Source organism: Savagea faecisuis (genome assembly GCF_042675605.1).
Taxonomy (GTDB): domain Bacteria; phylum Bacillota; class Bacilli; order Bacillales_A; family Planococcaceae; genus Savagea; species Savagea faecisuis.
The window spans coordinates 1-16,191 of record NZ_JBHTJF010000041.1 but is presented as its reverse complement, the minus strand read 5'-3'; the positions used below and the strand labels follow the sequence as shown (position 1 = coordinate 16,191).

Sequence of the window (16,191 nt, the reverse complement as noted above, 5' to 3'; positions counted from 1 at the left end):
TTCTTACTCCTATTTTAACATACGAACTACTCTTTTCCGAGGTCAATCGCTTTTTTAATATCTTTCAATGAACGAGACGGTCCGTACATGAGGACACCGCCACGATATACGCGTGCGCCGAACGTTCCGAGAATGAAAATTGTCACAAGCATAATGCCGACAGACAGTAACGGCACCCAAAATGGGAGGTCGAGCAAGCCGACACGTAAAAACATGACGAGTGGCGTGAAAAATGGGAAATACGAAGCCCATGTGACGAGCGCCATTTCCGGATTGTTCAAACCCGTCACCGCGATAATAAACGCAATGACAATGAGTAATGTCATCGGCATAATTAACTGCTGCACATCTTCCGTACGGCTAACGAGCGAACCGAGCAGTGCCGCAAGTGTCGCATATAAAAAGTACCCGAGTACGAAAAAGACGAGCGCATAAATTAATGTCGTTTTGCTCACTTCTGAGAAACTAATGAGATCTGTAAATGTGCTCGCCGTTTGATTAGAACGAATCGCAATCGCTCCCGCAATACCGAGCGTTACCATTTGCAACAGTCCGAGCATACCGATCCCGAGCACTTTCGCAAACATATGCTTCACAGGAGAGATGCTTGAAATTAAAATTTCCATAACACGTGAAGATTTTTCAGTCGCTACTTCTGTCGCAATCATGCTGGAATACATAATAACTGCGAAATAGATGACGAACATTAAGACGTAGACGAGAATCGTCGCTTGTACATATTCTTCATCCGACTTCGCCGTTGGGGATATGTTTTTCGACTCCATTTGTACCGGTGTGAGTAACTGTGAAACTTGTTCTGTGGATAAGTTTAATTGTTTCGCTTGTGCTTCTGTTTGTACTGCTTGTAAAATTGTTTCAATTTCAGTCGGTAATTGCACGTCAATAATACTCATCGACGAATACGTCGCTTGAATGACTTTTTGTTCATCTTGACTCACTTCTAACAATCCTGTAAATTTCTCTTCTTTTAACTCTTCTTCTAATTGTTCTTTCGACTGACTTTCGTCACGAGCAAACATAAAGGTATGTTCCCCTGATTGATGCGTTTGGATAATTTGTTCGTACAGTGCGTCATCTTCCGTTACGAGAAAGACGACATCTGTTTCATCTCCGCCTGTCAACGACGTAAATCCGTCGATGACACGGTTTAAATTCGCCATTAAAAAGAGGCCGAGCACCATAATAATCGTCGTAATAATAAATGATTTCGTTTTTGCTTTTGTCATAAAAGCTTGTTTAAAGACGAGCCAAAATTCACGCATGGGCATTCCCTACTTTCTCGATGAAAATGTCGTGAAGAGATGGTTCTTCAATGACGAATTGACGAATCGGGCCACGTTTCATCGCTTCTTCTAATAACTGTTGAGCGACGATGTCTTCTGAAATTTGGAATACTGCCCCTTCGATCGATGGCGTCATCTTTTCCACTCCTGGCATAACTGCTAATTCACTTAAATCAAAGTCTGCATGAATGCGCACATCTTGCTTCCCGTAGCCACGTTTCACTTCTTTTAACGAACCTTGTACGAGTTGCTTACCGTGCGCCATAATCGATAATTGCTCACACAATTCTTCGACATGGTCCATTCGGTGACTAGAAAATAAAATCGTCGCCCCATCATTACGGAAGTCGAGAATCGCTGCTTTTAACATTTCGACGTTGACAGGATCCAATCCTGAAAACGGCTCATCCAATATGAGCAACTTCGGATTGTGCATTAACGAGGCGATCACTTGAATTTTTTGTTGATTCCCTTTCGATAGCTCTTCCACACGTTTCGTGCGATATTGCGGAATTTCAAAACGGTCGAGCCAATGCGTTAATGCTTGTTTTGCATCATGCTTATTCATCCCGCGCAATTGTGCTAAAAAAATGAGCTGTTCTTCTACTTTCATTTTCGGATAAAGACCACGCTCTTCTGGCAAATAACCGATATGGGGACTCGTCGCATAAGAAATCATCTCCCCACGCCACGTAATGTGTCCTTCATTCGGTGTTAGTAATCCGAGAATCATGCGGAAAGTCGTCGTTTTCCCTGCACCGTTCGCCCCGAGCAAACCGTACATCGTTCCTTGTTCAATTTCGATATTTAACTGATCGACAGCTGTAAATGTGCCGAACTTTTTCGTCACTTGATCAATTTGTAATGTCATCCATTTCGCCTCCTTCTTCTGTTATACGGAATCATGCGTCCATACGTTTCATTTTTCAAGTTCTTTTTCAAAATCGAACAATTGTTCAATCGTACACCCGAACAATTGCGAAAGTTTGTAAGCGAGGATGAGAGAAGGATTGTAGCGCCCTCGTTCGATAGAGTTAATCGTCTGGCGCGACACGTCTAACCGTTCACCTAATTCATCTTGCGTCCACCCTTTTTCGATGCGACGTTCTCGCACACTGTTCTCCATTTTCTTTCACACCTTTCGAACGGCAATTACTTGAGTGATCGCAATCATCACAATGTAATACGCAATCATGCTTTTCACTAACAACTGTAATGATAAGTCAATATCCGATAGTAAAACAACAGTCAATAAAATGAACAGTCCGAGCCCGATACTCGTTATAAAATATTTCCCAGCGAGTAAACGGATATACTGTGCGCGTTCATCCTCTCGTTTCACATGCGGCCACGTGTACAAATAACAGAGCGCTGATAGGAAAAGCGCAAGAAATACAAATTCATCTCCTCTCGGGAATGTTCCACCTGTGACAGATGAAGCGATGATCAAAATGCTCGCAAAACCGAAAAAAATTGCGAGAAATTTCCACGGATTTTTCATATACACTCTCTCCTTCTCTCATTTTTATACGTAAAGCTTACTTTACACATTTTCTTATGTCAAGGTTCCTTTACATAAAAAAGAGAAATAAGTCGGTTGAGATACAAATTTTTCTGAAAAGATAGTATAATGGGGAATGAAAGGAATGGTGATGGAAATGAAAACTTACAAACTTACAGCATATGAGGCGGATGGAACCGTATTATTCGACGAATCGATCGAAGCAGCCAATGATTCAGAAGCGAAACAAAAAGGGGAACAATTTATCGCTGAAAATAATTTAGAAGAACGTACACATCGTCTCGCTTCACCTACGGGTAAACTCATTTTATTCCATTCGTAATACATCTTTTTTCGGAGGGACTTTCATTGAAAATTGCACTTATCGCACATGATCAGAAGAAAGATGAAATGGTCAATTTCACGATTGCTTACGAGCACATTTTTCAAAAGCACGAATTATTTGCGACTGGCACGACCGGTCAACGTATTATGGGTGAGACAGAACTTTCGATTACACGTCTACAATCTGGTCCGCTTGGGGGCGACCAACAAATCGGCGCAATGATCGCTGAAAATGAACTCGATCTCATTTTATTTTTCCGCGACCCGCTCACTGCCCAACCCCATGAACCTGATGTGACGGCGCTTTTACGCCTATGTGACGTTTATGGAATTCCGCTCGCAACGAATATTGCGACAGCGGAAATTTTACTCCAATCTTTAGAATCTGGACTCATGTCGTGGCGTGATCTCGTCCATAAATACAAATGATGCGAAAGAGTGTTAGACGAATTTGTTCTAACACTCTTTCTTTTATTTTTTCCAACATTATGTGAAGGAGGCGTTTATTTTCGAGATTAAACAATACCCAGAGTTTTCATGGTCACTTGCCCGTCAACAAACGTTTCAAACGTGTCGACGTCAGTATGCGTATCATTATTACTACTCGCATAACGGCTGGCTCCAATACAATGTAGACGAAGAAACGAAACATATTTATCGTTTAAAAAAGATTACATCTTTACCACTATTGTTCGGAACGATCGTCCACGATTTAATTGCGAAATCACTTCAACAGTTTTTCCAATTGCGATTACAACCTTCATTACAGCAATTGATAGAAGATGCGAGACATTTATTAAATGAAGCGTATTTAGATTCTACGATGAGACGGGATGCATGGTTTGCACGCCCGAGTCGCCATACGATGTTGACAGACTTTTATTACGGAGATGGCTTTGACCCAGAGCAAGTCGCTACGTATCGCGAACGTTTAAAACCGACATTTCAAAACTTTTTACGCAGTGAGACGTGGCTCATGATCGAGCGTGAGCCGGAACGCTTCGATTTTATACAACTGGAAGATTTCGCAACCGTTTCGATTTTCGATACGAAAGTGTTCGTCGTCCTCGACTTATTACTGTTCGACCGACAGACGAATCGCTACATCATTATCGACTGGAAAACAGGGAAACCTTCCTCTAGTGATCATCAACAGCTCGTACTGTACAGCATTTACGTACTGCTCAATTACGGCGCTTCTTTAGATGATATCGACTTATGCAATGAATATTTAAAAGATGGGAAACGTGCCGTACATGCGCCTACTCAACTCGAATTACAACATATGACTGATGTATTTCAAATGAGTGTGGAAGAGATGTTGCATTACGTCGCTGATCCTTCGATAAACGCACCGCTCCCGCTCGACTCGTACGAACGGACGACGGATGAATGGAAATGTCGACAATGTAATTATCGTGAAATTTGTTTGCCGACATGATGAAAATAAAAAATGTCTGAAATCTCTTTTGATTTCAGACATTTTTATGCATTTAAGCATATGCGACAAATAATTGTTCGAGCGCTTCTCGGTCTTGTTCGTGTAAAGCGCGGACGATCGCACTACCGACGATCACACCGTCCGTATGAGCATTCATACGCTCTACATCTTCCGCTGTCGTAATGCCGAATCCCGCATAAACGGGTAAATCGGTCATTGCTCTTAACGTATCGAAATGGTCGAGTGGCGAATCGTTCAATTGATTTTGGTTTCCTGTAACTCCGTTAATCGTCACCGCATAAATGAATCCTTTCGCTTCTTGAACGAGTTTTTCGATTCGCTCTTTCGGGCTCGTCAATGCGACGAGTGGAATGAGTGCGATGTCGTGCTGTTGAAACGGTTCTGCTACGAGGTCTCGCTCTTCGTACGGCAAGTCGGGAATGATCGCTCCACGAATGCCGACTTGTTGAGCGCGTTTCGCAAAACGCTCAATTCCGTAAGCGAAAATCGTGTTCACATAAGCCATCGTTAAAAGAGGAATGCGAACGCGTGTAAACGTCGCGACCGTTTCGAGTATTTTATCCAATGTCACACCCGCTGCGAGCGCTCGCTCTCCTGCCTCTCGAATGACGACACCGTCTGCGACAGGGTCCGAATACGGGATACCGAGCTCAATCGCTGTCGCCCCGAGGTTTTGTAAGCGAACGATCGTTTCTTCTAACTGTTCGAGCGGACCGTCTCCTGCCATAATGTACGGAACGAATGCTTTTTCATTTCGTTCTTTTAACTGCTTCATCTCTTTCGTTAATGTCGTCATCTTACTTCCCTCCTAATCGTGCGAAAACTGAGTCGATATCTTTATCACCGCGTCCTGATAAGCTGACGATGATCGATTTTCCTTCGCCCATCTCTTTCGCTTTTTTCACGACATACGCAATCGCATGTGAGCTTTCTAGTGCCGGAATAATTCCTTCAATTTTCGACAACAATTGAAACGCTTCTAACGCTTCCTCATCGGTAACCGAATCGTATACGACACGCCCGATATCGTTCAAATGACAATGTTCCGGGCCGATCGCTGGATAATCGAGTCCTGCCGAAACAGAATACGTCTCTCCGACATTGCCCGCCTCGTCTTGCATGACATACATGTACGCCCCGTGCAACATTCCTTCTGTTTTCGTCGCCATCGCAGCAGAATGCTTCCCTGTCGGAATGCCGAGTCCACCGGCTTCCACTCCGTACATTGCAACTGTCTCGTCCTCGACGAATGGCGCAAACATGCCAATCGCATTACTTCCGCCTCCGACACAAGCGATGACAGCGTCTGGCAATTTCCCCGTACGTTCTAAAAATTGTGCACGTGATTCATTACCGATGACACTTTGGAATTCACGAACGATCGTCGGGAATGGATGAGGTCCTAAAGCTGAACCGAGCACGTAATGCGTATCATCAATATGTGTCACCCAGTAACGTAACGCTTCATTTACCGCGTCTTTCAACGTGCGTGAGCCGTCTTCAACCGCGACGACTTTCGCTCCCATTAATTCCATGCGGAATACGTTTAATTTTTGTCGTTCCACGTCGACCGCTCCCATAAAGACCGTACATTCCATACCGAATAATGCACATACTGTAGCAGTTGCAACACCGTGTTGACCTGCGCCCGTCTCAGCGACAATTTTCTTTTTTCCCATACGTTTCGCAATTAAAATTTGTCCGAGTGTGTTGTTAATTTTATGCGCCCCTGTATGGTTTAAATCTTCACGTTTTAAATAAATGTCCGCACCACCCGCGTACTCTGTTAAACGTTCTGCAAAATAAAGAGGTGTTTCGCGTCCGACATAATCTTTCAAATAGTAATTTAACTCTTCATGAAACTTCGGATCCTTCATCGCTTTTTCAAATGCTTCCTCTAATTCATTTAATGCCGTCATTAATGTTTCTGGGACGAATTGTCCTCCATATTTTCCGAATCTACCTTTTTTCTCTATCGTTTGTGTCATTATCTATTCTCTCCTTCACTCATCTGGCGAACGGCACGAACAAATTCGCGCATTCGCTCCTCATCTTTTCTACCTTCTCGTTCTACTCCGCTCGATACGTCGACACCCCAAGGGTTCAATTGTTGAATCGCTAACCCGATATTCCCTGCGTGTAAACCACCTGCGAGAATATATTCTCTCGGTACCTCTTGCATAAGCGACCAATCAAATGTCTCGCCTGATCCGCCACGATACGCTCTCCCTGGCGCGTCGTAAACGAAACGTTCACACGGGAAATGTTTCGATTGTTCAATGTCGTCCAAAGTCCGAACCGAAACAGCTTTCCATACAGGGACGTCTTGACGTTCACTCAATGCGACTTCTTCTTCTCCGTGCAGTTGCACAATATCGAGTGACACTTCTCGTATAACCTCCTGTACAAACGTTTCGCTCGGATTGACGAACACTCCGACGACTTTTATTCCTTTTCCGACATGCTCGCGTAACTTTTTCGCTCGTTCGATGTTCACTTGTCGCGAGCTCGGAGCGAAGACGAAACCGATGTAATCGACTCCGAGTTCACTCGCATATGCTACATGTTGCGCTTCTTGTAAGCCGCATATTTTAATTTTTGTCATGTAACGTCACCTGCAATTGTTCGATCGTACTCGCGACATCTTCTGCGCGCATTAATGTTTCTCCGACGAGAACACCAGTCGCTCCTGCATTTCGTACACGCTCGACTTCCGCACGATGTTTTAAGCCACTTTCACTAATGAGGACACGTCCTTCACCGAACGGAAAGTGCGATGCAATTTGTTCTGTCGTCGCTAAATCGACTGTGAACGTTTTTAAGTCGCGGTTGTTCACACCGATCAACTTCGCATCAATCGCTAATGCCCGTTTTAACTCTTCTACCGTATGCACTTCGACGAGTACGTTCAATCCGAGTGACGTTGCATATGTGTACAATCGCTGCAACACATCATCATCGAGCGCTGCCACAATTAATAAAATGACGGACGCTCCCGCATCGTAAGCGACTTGAATTTGTACTTCATCCATCATGAAATCTTTACATAAAACAGGTACATCTACGGCTTTCGCCACTGCGCGCAAATCATCGAATGACCCTTTAAAATACGTCTCATCTGTCAACACACTAATTGCGGTAACACCCCCTTGCGCATAAATAGACGCTTGTTTCACCGGATCGACCGTTTCATGAATCATCCCTTTTGAAGGGGATGCCCGTTTCACTTCCGCAATAATATTCATCCGTTCACTCTGTTCGAAACGTTCGACGAGTGACACGATGTTACGTGGTTCATGTTGAAATGTATAAGAATGGAGTGCCGCAACTTCTTGTCGTTTCGTCTCCATAATTTTTTGTAAAATTGTCATCGTGCGACCTCCTTCACGCGGAAACTACGCGCTCGTTCTAACGCTTCATACGCACGACCTGAGCGAATCGCTTCATGCGCTAAAGCGATGCCGTCTTCTACCGATTGAACGACTCCTGTCGCCAGCAATCCGAGTCCGACATTTAAAACGACCGTATCGCGATGCGGGCTCTGTTCATTTTGTAAAATGCGCTCTGTAATGCGAGCGTTGTATGTTCCGTCTCCACCGCGAATCGCTTCTAGTGGCGCTTCTTGTAATCCGAATTGCGTCGCGCGAAAGACGTAAGGGACGATTGCCTCTTCCGTCACGAAAACGAGTTTGTTTTGACCCGTTAATGCCGCTTCATCTAATCCGACATCATTCGTAATGACGAGCCCTTGCAATCCTAATATTTGCATCGCTTTCGCATATTCCATCAACAATTGTGGACGTCCTACACCGATCAATTGAGCGCCGACAGGAGAAGGATTTGTAAATGGTCCGATTAAGTTGAACAATGTTGCGTGTTCAATGCGACTTCTCACTTCCCCGATTCGTTTCAGACGCGGGTGCACATTCGGTGCGTGTAAAAATGAGACGTTCGCGTGATCCGCCATCTCAATATGTTGTTCGACCGTCATTTGAAACGGAATACCGAGCGCTTCGAGTACGTCTGTACTACCTGATTCACTCGAAATTTTACGGTTGCCATGCTTCATCACTTGCACACCGAGACTCGCTAAGACGAAAGCGGACGTCGTACTAATATTGAACGTATTCGCTCCGTCTCCACCTGTTCCACAGTTGTCGAAATATGTCGCTTCAGATGGAAATTCGACCGCATGACTTCTCATCACGTGCGCCATACTCGCCATCTCTTCCGCGACTTCTCCTTTGTTGTACAAGGCACGCAACATCTCTTCCATCACTTGTAAATCACTCGACTCGTCAAAAAAATAATGCGCGACACGTTCCATCTCTTCTGTCGATAAATGAATGCCTGCTTTCACACGTTCTAACTCTCTCGTAATCATGCTCATCTCTCCTCTACTAAGCTCAACTGCACTAATGACTGCATCTTCTCTTCTGTCTCAACGAACTCTCTCGCTGCACTCGACTGGCTGACAATACCTGCACCTGCTTGAATGTACGCGCGATTCTCGGTAATCATCATCGAACGAATCGCTAGCGCGAAATCAAGCTCGCTCGCATAACTCATATAGCCGATCGCTCCACCAAAAAATCCGCGCTTCGTCGTCTCTAACTCATCGATCATTTGCATCGCGACTGTTTTCGGTTCACCCGTTACCGTTCCAGCTGGAAAGCTTAAACGTAACGCATCAATCGGTTCATCACCTCGACGCAACGTCCCTTCCACTTCGGAAACGATATGCATGACGTGCTCATATTTTACAAGCTCTTTTTCTTTCGTTACATGAATCGTCTCACGCTCACAAAGCTGCGCTAAACTGTCGACTGCTTGCTCGACTAACATGTCATGTTCATCCAGTTCTTTCTCGTCTTGCAATAGCTCTTCTGCTAATGCCTCATCTTCTCTCTCTGTCGTTCCTCTGCGACGCGTTCCAGCAATCGGGTTCATAATCGCTTGCCCCGCATGCACTTTCACTAAACTTTCAGGCGATGCGCCGAAAAACTGATGCGTGCCGTAATCGAAATAAAATTGATACGGGGAAGGGTTATTGTCGATTAAACGTTCATACAATGTGAGCGGATCTCCTTCTATCGTCGTTTTCGCTCTTCTCGATAAAACGACTTGGCTAACCGTCCCTTTGTCAATCTCCCGCTTAATCGTTTCGACATTCGCTTCATACTCTTCTTTCGCTTCCGAAGTGAATTGGCCAATTGCTACGTCTGTTTCGTCATGTTGCACATTCGCAATTTGCGCTTCAATCGCATCGAGTGTCGCAATCGGCGTCACCCCGAACTGCTTCGTCTGAACGAGTGTAATCGTCCGTTTCAATTCATCGATTGCGATAATCGTTTCATATTGATTCATCCAGACGTCCGGCGCTTCTAAGTCGTCGTGTTTCGGATGAATCGGTTGATGCCCGACTTCATACCCGATATACCCAAGCAATCCGCCAAACATCGGAATCGATGTCGTATTTTTCACTTTCGGCATAACATCGCGCAACAGTTCAAACATGTCTCCTTCATGAATAAAAACATCCCCCGTCGCACAATGAATCTCCTCTAATCGATCACCATACCCTTTAAACTGCTTCATCGCATGAATCCCGATGTATGAATACCGACTGACCGTTTCGTGTACCCCACCACTTTGGAGAAGACAACTATTCGGTTGTCGCAATGTTCGGTAAATTTGAAGTGCTGTCGTATTTCCTAATTCAATCGTTCGTTCTTCGAATGTAATATGTGCTTTGCTCATCTCTACTCGCCTCGTCTCATCTCATTTAAAATACAAAAAGTCCCCTGCCTGCATATGCAGACAGAGGACGAATAAACCGTGTTGCCACCTCAATTGGAAAAATACATTCCCACTCAAAACCTCGCTAACGGAAGGTACCCGTCTCCGTTCGGATGGAATCCCATCTTTCAGGAGCTTTCGTAAGTCCATTCATGATGACGCAATGATTAGCTCACACCGACCGCTAACTCTCTCGACATTCCATTCATCACTACTCTTCTTACTCATCAATGTATCCACTATGCTCATCTATACTCAACTACCGTGTGGTGACTTCGCTCTCGAAGTCGTCTACCACTTTTGAAGTTGTACCAAATTGTAAGACATTTCAAAATCTTTGTCAACTATTTTATTCAACATCGCCTTTAAAAATATATTCGGCCCAATACGCTTCATCGAAATGATAAATGTATAACGGCTCTTCTTTAAATCGCACTAAAAAGTCAGATGCTTGGAACTTTTCCTCGTACCCGACGCCATTCATTTTGCGGCGCAGTGCGTTTTTCACACCTTCTATAAAATCTAAATCAATATCGCTCCAACGGACTTGTTCCATCATTCTACCTCCAACTCTTTTTTCTCCATTACTGTACCATATTTCGCACTGTTATTCCGCTTTTTCAATTGTAGCTATTCATCTCAAATTCATGTAATATTTGGTATAATAGACTACTGACTATATAGACTGAGGTGAGAACGATTAAAAGATTCACACTCGTCTTTTTTTTAAGCGCCTTACTCATTATAAGTGCGTGTACAAAAAATGACACTCCTCCAGTAGAAGAGGAAGAAAATTTAGAAGAAGATGTGATTGAAGAAGAACATACTTTTGAAATCGACCTCGATGTAAAAATAGAAGGTCTCATTCAAGTAGCTAACGATAAAGTAATCATCGATGGAAAAACGAATGCACCTCCAGGGTCACGCATCCATTCGTCTGCCCAAAATCAAAATGTTGCAATCGCGAACTTCATCGACGTCGTTGAAGTGAAACAAGACGGTACGTTCCACTTCGAATTCGAACAGACGAACGAAGATGTTCACGGCATGCTAACATTGTCCGTAAGCGATCCGAAAGCTCTTGAAGCATATGGCTATCATTTCGAAAATGTCACGAGCAGCCAACGTTATGAAACGAATCAAATGGACCATTACGAAATTCGGGCATATTACCGACTGCCTGCAAATGCCGAACAGCCTTATCAGTTCGAGATTGAGCAACCTGAATGGGAACGCCCAGAAGATTACGGGGAACGAGCGATTTGGCTCACGACGGAAGCGACAGTGAATAAACATTATATTATGATTGAAGGCGAATCAAACTTTATTGAAGGAACGATGTTGCATGCGAACGTTTTGAATGAGAAAGGTATGATTGAACCCCTCTCATTCGACCAAGCCGTAACGAAACCAGACGGAACGTTCACTTTTTACATTCCGTATCAACAACTAAAACCAATGACGGTTGTCATCGAAGCGAAAATGAGTCGCAATGCGAGCGAAAGACCAATTCAACTGTATGGTAAAGCGGGTGAGCTATGGGAAGGAGATTTTGTGAAAAAGGATAAAAAAGAGACGATTATTGAAGCGAAAATCGCTCTTCCTTTACCGCAGATAACTATGACGACTCCTTTCACAATACTTATCGCTGAAGAACGTTTAACTATCACTTTAGACGAAAAAGATGTCATTCAGTATAATACAAACCAATGGCAAACGGACGCGGAAACACAGTATGAAAACATCGTCCAACATTTTTGTAATATGCATGAAACTACTTTTACAATTCAAGTAAATGACACGCTTCTTCCTTTACTCAAAGAAGCGACATCATGTGAAAATATTAATTGGGAAACTGCTGAACAACCTTCTACTCACATTCAATTCATCATAGAACAGATGAAATAGAACGAGCATTAAAAATAAAGCGAACACTTCTAAATGAAAGAAGTCGTTCGCTTTTTTTATGTGACAATAATATGTAAATATATTTCTGAAAAACATTTTTTTATTTTAAAATAAAATAAAACGATTAAAAATAACATTTTTCATTGATTATGTAGAAAAATTATGTATTAATGATGATAGAGTGAAACTTTAAAAGGTGGTGGAGTAAATGCATACGAGACAAACAGATTGGATGGCGATCATTCAAGCAGAACGTATCGAACAAATTGAACAGATTGAACGAGCATTAAATACATCGGTCATTTTAGCTAAATTAAATGCCGATGGAACGTTTGCACAAGTGAATGATTTTTTCTGTACAATTTCTAAATACATAGCGAGTGAATTAATTGGGGCCCCCTACACCTTATTACAGTCAGGCTTTCACCAATCGAACTTTTATCCAACGATTCGGCGCACTTTAGAACAAGGAGAACTATGGACAGGAGATATTTGTCATCGAGCGAAAGACGGCACGCTGTACTGGACGAAAACGACATTTGTTCCTATTTTAAAAGATGGCACATTAGAACATATTATGACGATTCAAACAGACGTCACTGATGTAAAAAATATCGATGTGTTAAAACAAGTCGCTTACTATGATGACTTAACGAAATTACCGAACTTCCGAAAATTTAAAATGGATTTTTCAGAATTACAACATGCTTCTAAACCTTTCCCACATATGTGTTCTCTCATGCTCTTCTCTCTAAAAGATTACAAATTAAAGGTAAAGCGTTTCGGATTATCCAATGCTCAAACGTTTTTACAAGAGGTAGCGAAACGACTCCAACAAATATCTGAACAATTCGACTACGACGTATTCAAACTAGAAGAAGAACAATTTTTAATCTTTTTACCACATTCATATCGACCGAAAGACTATGAACAAGTCATTCATGAAATATACCGGCTATTTAACCAACCGATTTTTATTCAAGGTCATTATTTTAAAGCAGAACCGATTATCGGCATCATTCATTATCCAGAACATGCGAAAACATTAGATTTATTGCTCGATCGTTTAGCCCTCACTTCATCTTATGCAGAAAAACAATCCGACCGAAAAGTAGCTGTATACCATACACAGATGGAAGAGGAACATAAATATTTTCTACTTCTTGAAAGTGCCTTACGTCGCGCCTTACAACGTGATGAATTAGAATTACATTATCAGCCGAAAATCGATTTAAAGAGCCGACAAGTAGAAGGTGTAGAAGCGCTCACAAGATGGTATGATAAAAATTTCAAACATGTCCCACCGAATGTCTTCATTCCACTCGCAGAACGACGAGGGTTCATTAACAACTTAGGTGAATGGTCGCTCCAAGTAGCAGCGGAACGAGCGAAGTTTTGGAACGCAAAATTAGATCAAAATTTAACAGTCGCTGTCAACATTTCACCAACTCACTTCATGCAACCGAATTTTTTAGATCAATTGTTTCAAGTGCTCGAAAAAACGAAAGTCGATCCGCGACATTTGCAAATTGAAATTACGGAAGATGTCGTCATGGAGAAGAGCGAACAAATGAATGCGACATTAAAAGCGATTTCCAATGTCGGAATTTCTTTAGCGATCGATGACTTCGGAACAGGTTATTCTTCATTCGGAATGCTGAATACCTTCCCGATTGACTCCCTTAAAATTGACCGCTCTTTCGTAACGGACATACCGCATGATGCGAAAAAAGCATCCATTTTAGAAGTGATGATTAAATTGGGTCATGCCCTACAATTAGATGTCGTCATCGAAGGTATTGAAAACAAAGATGAACTGTCCGTTCTTCAACCATTCGCCCCTGAATTTGCGCAAGGGTATTATTTCAGCAAGCCTTTACCTGCGAAAGAGCTCGAAATCTTTATACAAAAAAAGTAGCCGATTTTATATTCGGCTACTTTTTATTTTAAATGGTAGGTTCATTATATTCATGAATGGCAAGCTCATATCCTACTTGTTCACTTTGCGACAAGTACAAAGTTTCGTTCTTCGTGTTTTTTGCTGAAAAATAAATGCCAATTGCTAAAAGTACTGCAAGAACTAAAACGAGCACGAATGCTTTACCAGCTGCTGACGCGTTCATTTTACCTCTCTCCCTTCACAAAGTATTCATATTCAACACTATAACCATACCATGATTTCAACACCCAAACTAGCATCACGTATTATTTTAGCTACTTTAAGTGTAATTTATTCTGCTTCAATCGATTTTTATCTATTTAATTCATCGCTCAATATGCTGTTTTTGTCGTTCATCCATTTTTCTCTTTCTTCAATCAAATATTTGTAAGTTTCTTGAAATCACTCATTTAAACAAAAAAAGAGCAAGTTCAATTATTTTTTGAACTCACTCTCAACATTCATTTATTGTTTCGCAATCCAGTCTCCGTCTACTGCAACACCTGATCCTTTGATCATCGTCATAACAGGACAACGACTTTCTACTTTCTCTTTTAATTCATCGACACGTTCCTGTGATTCATCTGTCGTGATCGTCACATTTAACGTAACGGTTTGGAAGTTTGGCGTAATGCCGTTAATGCCCATTAAGCCGCGAACATCTAATGTCCCTTTCGTATCTAAATCGACCGCTGAATATGTAAAATCCATCTCTTTCGCAATCATCGATACCATGACGGATACACAACCGTTTAAACCAGCTAAAACGAATTCTACTGGGTTCGGTCCTGCGTCAGCTCCTCCTAAATTCGCAGGCTCATCGATTAAAAAAGAATCGAATTCACGAACGTTAATTTTCGTCTGGACGCCGCCAGTCCAAGCACCTTTTACCGCTACTTCAAACATGTTTTTCGACATGCTGTCACCTTCTCTTTCCTAAAATAAGTACCTTTCCATTTTATCAGTATTTTTCCATTTAAGAAAGTTTTTTGAACATCTCATCATAAGGAAGAGGATCGCTATAAAACGGACCTTGGAAGTAACGAATACCATATTGTTGTAAAAACAATTGATGACTCTCTTCTTCTATATCTTGAACGATAAATTGACAATGAGCTTTCGCTAATGTCGCTTCTAATATTTCTTTTAATAAAGGTTCTCCTAATAAACGTTTCTTCTCTATTTCATGACGACTAATGAGCACATAGTCGACGGATAACTTTTTAAATCGTACACGTAACTCGTAGTGCACCATAATTTTGAATCCCATTTCTTGCAATGTACTCAATTTCTCAGGTAAATTTTCCGCATAATTAAATATTTTTAAAACGACACCGTGAGCAGGTATATCGTGAGTGTTCAAAAATTGTAATAATAGATCAATTCCGTCATCTCGTTTTAATTGTGTTGCTGACACAGGTATCGTTAATGCTGTCAATTTGCCGATACTTTCAAAAAAATGTAAGCGACGAGAGACACACTCAAAAAAGCGATGGGCTAATTGTTCATATTCTGGTAACTGTTTAATTAAAGGGATAAATTTAATTGCTTCTAATACACCGTATCGTTCATGATGCCAACAAATCGATAAATCAAATAACGAGACGGCATCCGCTTTCGTGTCAATTACTGGATTATAGTATATTTTAAATTCATCTTGCCGCAAGCCTTCCGATATGAGACGTTGTATTTCCGGTTGAACGAGGTGCAATAAATTTTTGCTATTCATAAGTGGCCCCCTTTCTCTTTTTGTTAAGAGGTACATTCTTTACATGCAATTGAAACTAAATTCCTATACATAACCATATTCTATATGAAAACAACCTATTTTTTAACCTTTTTTCATAAGTTTTATTAAACTTTTATCACTACCGTCGCATAAATAACGTCTGAATTTTCAGTTATTATTTTTCTAGATTTTAATGAAAAAACG

At 41.9% G+C, this 16,191-nt stretch carries 19 protein-coding genes and 1 other annotated feature; of the genes, 5 read left to right on the top strand and 14 right to left on the bottom strand.

The features are described from left to right. Window positions 1-26: 26 nt before the first annotated feature. Genes ACFQ0V_RS11920 through ACFQ0V_RS11905 form a run of 4 tightly spaced genes read right to left on the bottom strand, consistent with a single transcriptional unit; the run spans window position 27 to window position 2,805 of the window. Complete coding sequence (locus ACFQ0V_RS11920; protein ID WP_381013862.1) at window positions 27-1,283, bottom strand: ABC transporter permease; 1,257 nt, start codon at window positions 1,281-1,283, stop codon at window positions 27-29. Further along, window positions 1,276-2,175 carry an ABC transporter ATP-binding protein gene (locus ACFQ0V_RS11915; protein ID WP_381013861.1) on the bottom strand — a complete coding sequence of 300 codons (900 nt, stop codon included), beginning with the start codon at window positions 2,173-2,175 and terminating at the stop codon, window positions 1,276-1,278. Before ACFQ0V_RS11915 ends, ACFQ0V_RS11920 begins: the two co-directional genes overlap by 8 nt. 48 nt (window positions 2,176-2,223) lie before the next feature. Further along, the gene (locus tag ACFQ0V_RS11910; protein ID WP_194562743.1) at window positions 2,224-2,430 is read right to left on the bottom strand and encodes a helix-turn-helix transcriptional regulator; all 207 of its coding nucleotides are present in this window, start codon (window positions 2,428-2,430) and stop codon (window positions 2,224-2,226) included. A gap of 6 nt (window positions 2,431-2,436) precedes the next feature. Beyond that, window positions 2,437-2,805 (bottom strand): hypothetical protein, encoded by a 369-nt coding sequence (locus ACFQ0V_RS11905; protein ID WP_381013858.1) that lies wholly within the window; start codon window positions 2,803-2,805, stop codon window positions 2,437-2,439. Window positions 2,806-2,962: 157 nt separating this feature from the next. Here ACFQ0V_RS11905 and ACFQ0V_RS11900 point away from each other — a divergent pair, with 157 nt between their 5' ends. The 3 genes from ACFQ0V_RS11900 to ACFQ0V_RS11890 all read left to right on the top strand — a co-directional run bounded on the left by ACFQ0V_RS11900 (window position 2,963) and on the right by ACFQ0V_RS11890 (window position 4,591). After that, on the top strand, window positions 2,963-3,148 hold the full coding sequence (locus ACFQ0V_RS11900) for a YhzD family protein (RefSeq protein ID WP_194562745.1): 186 nt from the start codon (window positions 2,963-2,965) through the stop codon (window positions 3,146-3,148). Between the two features lie 26 nt (window positions 3,149-3,174). Next, a complete protein-coding gene (mgsA, locus tag ACFQ0V_RS11895; RefSeq protein ID WP_381013856.1) occupies window positions 3,175-3,579 on the top strand; it encodes a methylglyoxal synthase in 405 nt (134 codons plus the stop codon). 61 nt (window positions 3,580-3,640) lie between these two features. Next, window positions 3,641-4,591: a RecB family exonuclease gene (locus ACFQ0V_RS11890; protein WP_381013854.1), complete on the top strand. Its 951-nt coding sequence runs from the start codon at window positions 3,641-3,643 to the stop codon at window positions 4,589-4,591. 52 nt (window positions 4,592-4,643) lie between these two features. On the opposite strand, the gene trpA is transcribed toward ACFQ0V_RS11890, so the two are convergent. From trpA to ACFQ0V_RS11855, 7 genes are all read right to left on the bottom strand, one after another. Then, on the bottom strand, window positions 4,644-5,408 hold the full coding sequence (gene trpA, locus ACFQ0V_RS11885) for a tryptophan synthase subunit alpha (RefSeq protein WP_381013851.1): 765 nt from the start codon (window positions 5,406-5,408) through the stop codon (window positions 4,644-4,646). A 1-nt stretch (window position 5,409) separates the two neighbouring features. Continuing rightward, on the bottom strand, window positions 5,410-6,600 hold the full coding sequence (gene trpB / locus ACFQ0V_RS11880) for a tryptophan synthase subunit beta (protein ID WP_381013848.1): 1,191 nt from the start codon (window positions 6,598-6,600) through the stop codon (window positions 5,410-5,412). Then, window positions 6,600-7,217 carry a phosphoribosylanthranilate isomerase gene (locus tag ACFQ0V_RS11875; RefSeq protein WP_381013846.1) on the bottom strand — a complete coding sequence of 206 codons (618 nt, stop codon included), beginning with the start codon at window positions 7,215-7,217 and terminating at the stop codon, window positions 6,600-6,602. The genes trpB and ACFQ0V_RS11875 overlap by 1 nt, the downstream gene beginning before the upstream one ends. Continuing rightward, the gene (gene trpC, locus ACFQ0V_RS11870; protein WP_381013843.1) at window positions 7,204-7,983 is read right to left on the bottom strand and encodes an indole-3-glycerol phosphate synthase TrpC; all 780 of its coding nucleotides are present in this window, start codon (window positions 7,981-7,983) and stop codon (window positions 7,204-7,206) included. The genes ACFQ0V_RS11875 and trpC overlap by 14 nt, the downstream gene beginning before the upstream one ends. Further along, entirely contained in the window at window positions 7,980-8,996 is a 1,017-nt protein-coding gene (trpD, locus tag ACFQ0V_RS11865; protein ID WP_381013841.1) for an anthranilate phosphoribosyltransferase, read from the bottom strand. The genes trpC and trpD overlap by 4 nt, the downstream gene beginning before the upstream one ends. Window positions 8,997-8,998: 2 nt before the next feature. Then, window positions 8,999-10,372 carry a chorismate-binding protein gene (locus ACFQ0V_RS11860; protein WP_381013838.1) on the bottom strand — a complete coding sequence of 458 codons (1,374 nt, stop codon included), beginning with the start codon at window positions 10,370-10,372 and terminating at the stop codon, window positions 8,999-9,001. A 60-nt stretch (window positions 10,373-10,432) separates the two neighbouring features. Next, window positions 10,433-10,648: a binding site (T-box leader), on the bottom strand. Window positions 10,649-10,760: 112 nt separating this feature from the next. Continuing rightward, window positions 10,761-10,967 carry a hypothetical protein gene (locus tag ACFQ0V_RS11855; RefSeq protein WP_381013835.1) on the bottom strand — a complete coding sequence of 69 codons (207 nt, stop codon included), beginning with the start codon at window positions 10,965-10,967 and terminating at the stop codon, window positions 10,761-10,763. Between the two features lie 134 nt (window positions 10,968-11,101). Between ACFQ0V_RS11855 and ACFQ0V_RS11850 the strand changes: the two genes are divergently transcribed. Next, a complete protein-coding gene (locus ACFQ0V_RS11850) occupies window positions 11,102-12,319 on the top strand; it encodes a hypothetical protein (RefSeq protein WP_381013832.1) in 1,218 nt (405 codons plus the stop codon). A 208-nt stretch (window positions 12,320-12,527) separates the two neighbouring features. Next, window positions 12,528-14,237: a putative bifunctional diguanylate cyclase/phosphodiesterase gene (locus ACFQ0V_RS11845; RefSeq protein WP_381013830.1), complete on the top strand. Its 1,710-nt coding sequence runs from the start codon at window positions 12,528-12,530 to the stop codon at window positions 14,235-14,237. Between the two features lie 28 nt (window positions 14,238-14,265). On the opposite strand, the gene ACFQ0V_RS11840 is transcribed toward ACFQ0V_RS11845, so the two are convergent. The 3 genes from ACFQ0V_RS11840 to ACFQ0V_RS11830 all read right to left on the bottom strand — a co-directional run bounded on the left by ACFQ0V_RS11840 (window position 14,266) and on the right by ACFQ0V_RS11830 (window position 15,987). Then, window positions 14,266-14,442: a hypothetical protein gene (locus ACFQ0V_RS11840; RefSeq protein ID WP_381013828.1), complete on the bottom strand. Its 177-nt coding sequence runs from the start codon at window positions 14,440-14,442 to the stop codon at window positions 14,266-14,268. Between the two features lie 281 nt (window positions 14,443-14,723). Beyond that, window positions 14,724-15,176 carry an OsmC family protein gene (locus ACFQ0V_RS11835; protein ID WP_381013826.1) on the bottom strand — a complete coding sequence of 151 codons (453 nt, stop codon included), beginning with the start codon at window positions 15,174-15,176 and terminating at the stop codon, window positions 14,724-14,726. Window positions 15,177-15,234: 58 nt separating this feature from the next. Beyond that, entirely contained in the window at window positions 15,235-15,987 is a 753-nt protein-coding gene (locus ACFQ0V_RS11830; RefSeq protein WP_381013824.1) for an EAL domain-containing protein, read from the bottom strand. Between the last annotated feature and the right edge of the window lie 204 nt (window positions 15,988-16,191).

Coding starts and splice junctions, on each gene's coding strand:
- ACFQ0V_RS11915 (WP_381013861.1), bottom strand. CDS start 2,175: ATGACATTACAAATTGATCAAGTGACGAAAAAGTTCGGCACATTTACA.
- ACFQ0V_RS11845 (WP_381013830.1), top strand. CDS start 12,528: ATGCATACGAGACAAACAGATTGGATGGCGATCATTCAAGCAGAACGT.
- ACFQ0V_RS11875 (WP_381013846.1), bottom strand. CDS start 7,217: ATGACAAAAATTAAAATATGCGGCTTACAAGAAGCGCAACATGTAGCA.
- ACFQ0V_RS11860 (WP_381013838.1), bottom strand. CDS start 10,372: ATGAGCAAAGCACATATTACATTCGAAGAACGAACGATTGAATTAGGA.
- ACFQ0V_RS11835 (WP_381013826.1), bottom strand. CDS start 15,176: ATGTCGAAAAACATGTTTGAAGTAGCGGTAAAAGGTGCTTGGACTGGC.
- trpB (WP_381013848.1), bottom strand. CDS start 6,600: ATGACACAAACGATAGAGAAAAAAGGTAGATTCGGAAAATATGGAGGA.
- ACFQ0V_RS11920 (WP_381013862.1), bottom strand. CDS start 1,283: ATGCGTGAATTTTGGCTCGTCTTTAAACAAGCTTTTATGACAAAAGCA.
- trpD (WP_381013841.1), bottom strand. CDS start 8,996: ATGATTACGAGAGAGTTAGAACGTGTGAAAGCAGGCATTCATTTATCG.
- ACFQ0V_RS11910 (WP_194562743.1), bottom strand. CDS start 2,430: ATGGAGAACAGTGTGCGAGAACGTCGCATCGAAAAAGGGTGGACGCAA.
- trpC (WP_381013843.1), bottom strand. CDS start 7,983: ATGACAATTTTACAAAAAATTATGGAGACGAAACGACAAGAAGTTGCG.
- trpA (WP_381013851.1), bottom strand. CDS start 5,408: ATGACGACATTAACGAAAGAGATGAAGCAGTTAAAAGAACGAAATGAA.
- ACFQ0V_RS11905 (WP_381013858.1), bottom strand. CDS start 2,805: ATGAAAAATCCGTGGAAATTTCTCGCAATTTTTTTCGGTTTTGCGAGC.
- ACFQ0V_RS11840 (WP_381013828.1), bottom strand. CDS start 14,442: ATGAACGCGTCAGCAGCTGGTAAAGCATTCGTGCTCGTTTTAGTTCTT.
- ACFQ0V_RS11900 (WP_194562745.1), top strand. CDS start 2,963: ATGAAAACTTACAAACTTACAGCATATGAGGCGGATGGAACCGTATTA.
- ACFQ0V_RS11830 (WP_381013824.1), bottom strand. CDS start 15,987: ATGAATAGCAAAAATTTATTGCACCTCGTTCAACCGGAAATACAACGT.
- ACFQ0V_RS11855 (WP_381013835.1), bottom strand. CDS start 10,967: ATGGAACAAGTCCGTTGGAGCGATATTGATTTAGATTTTATAGAAGGT.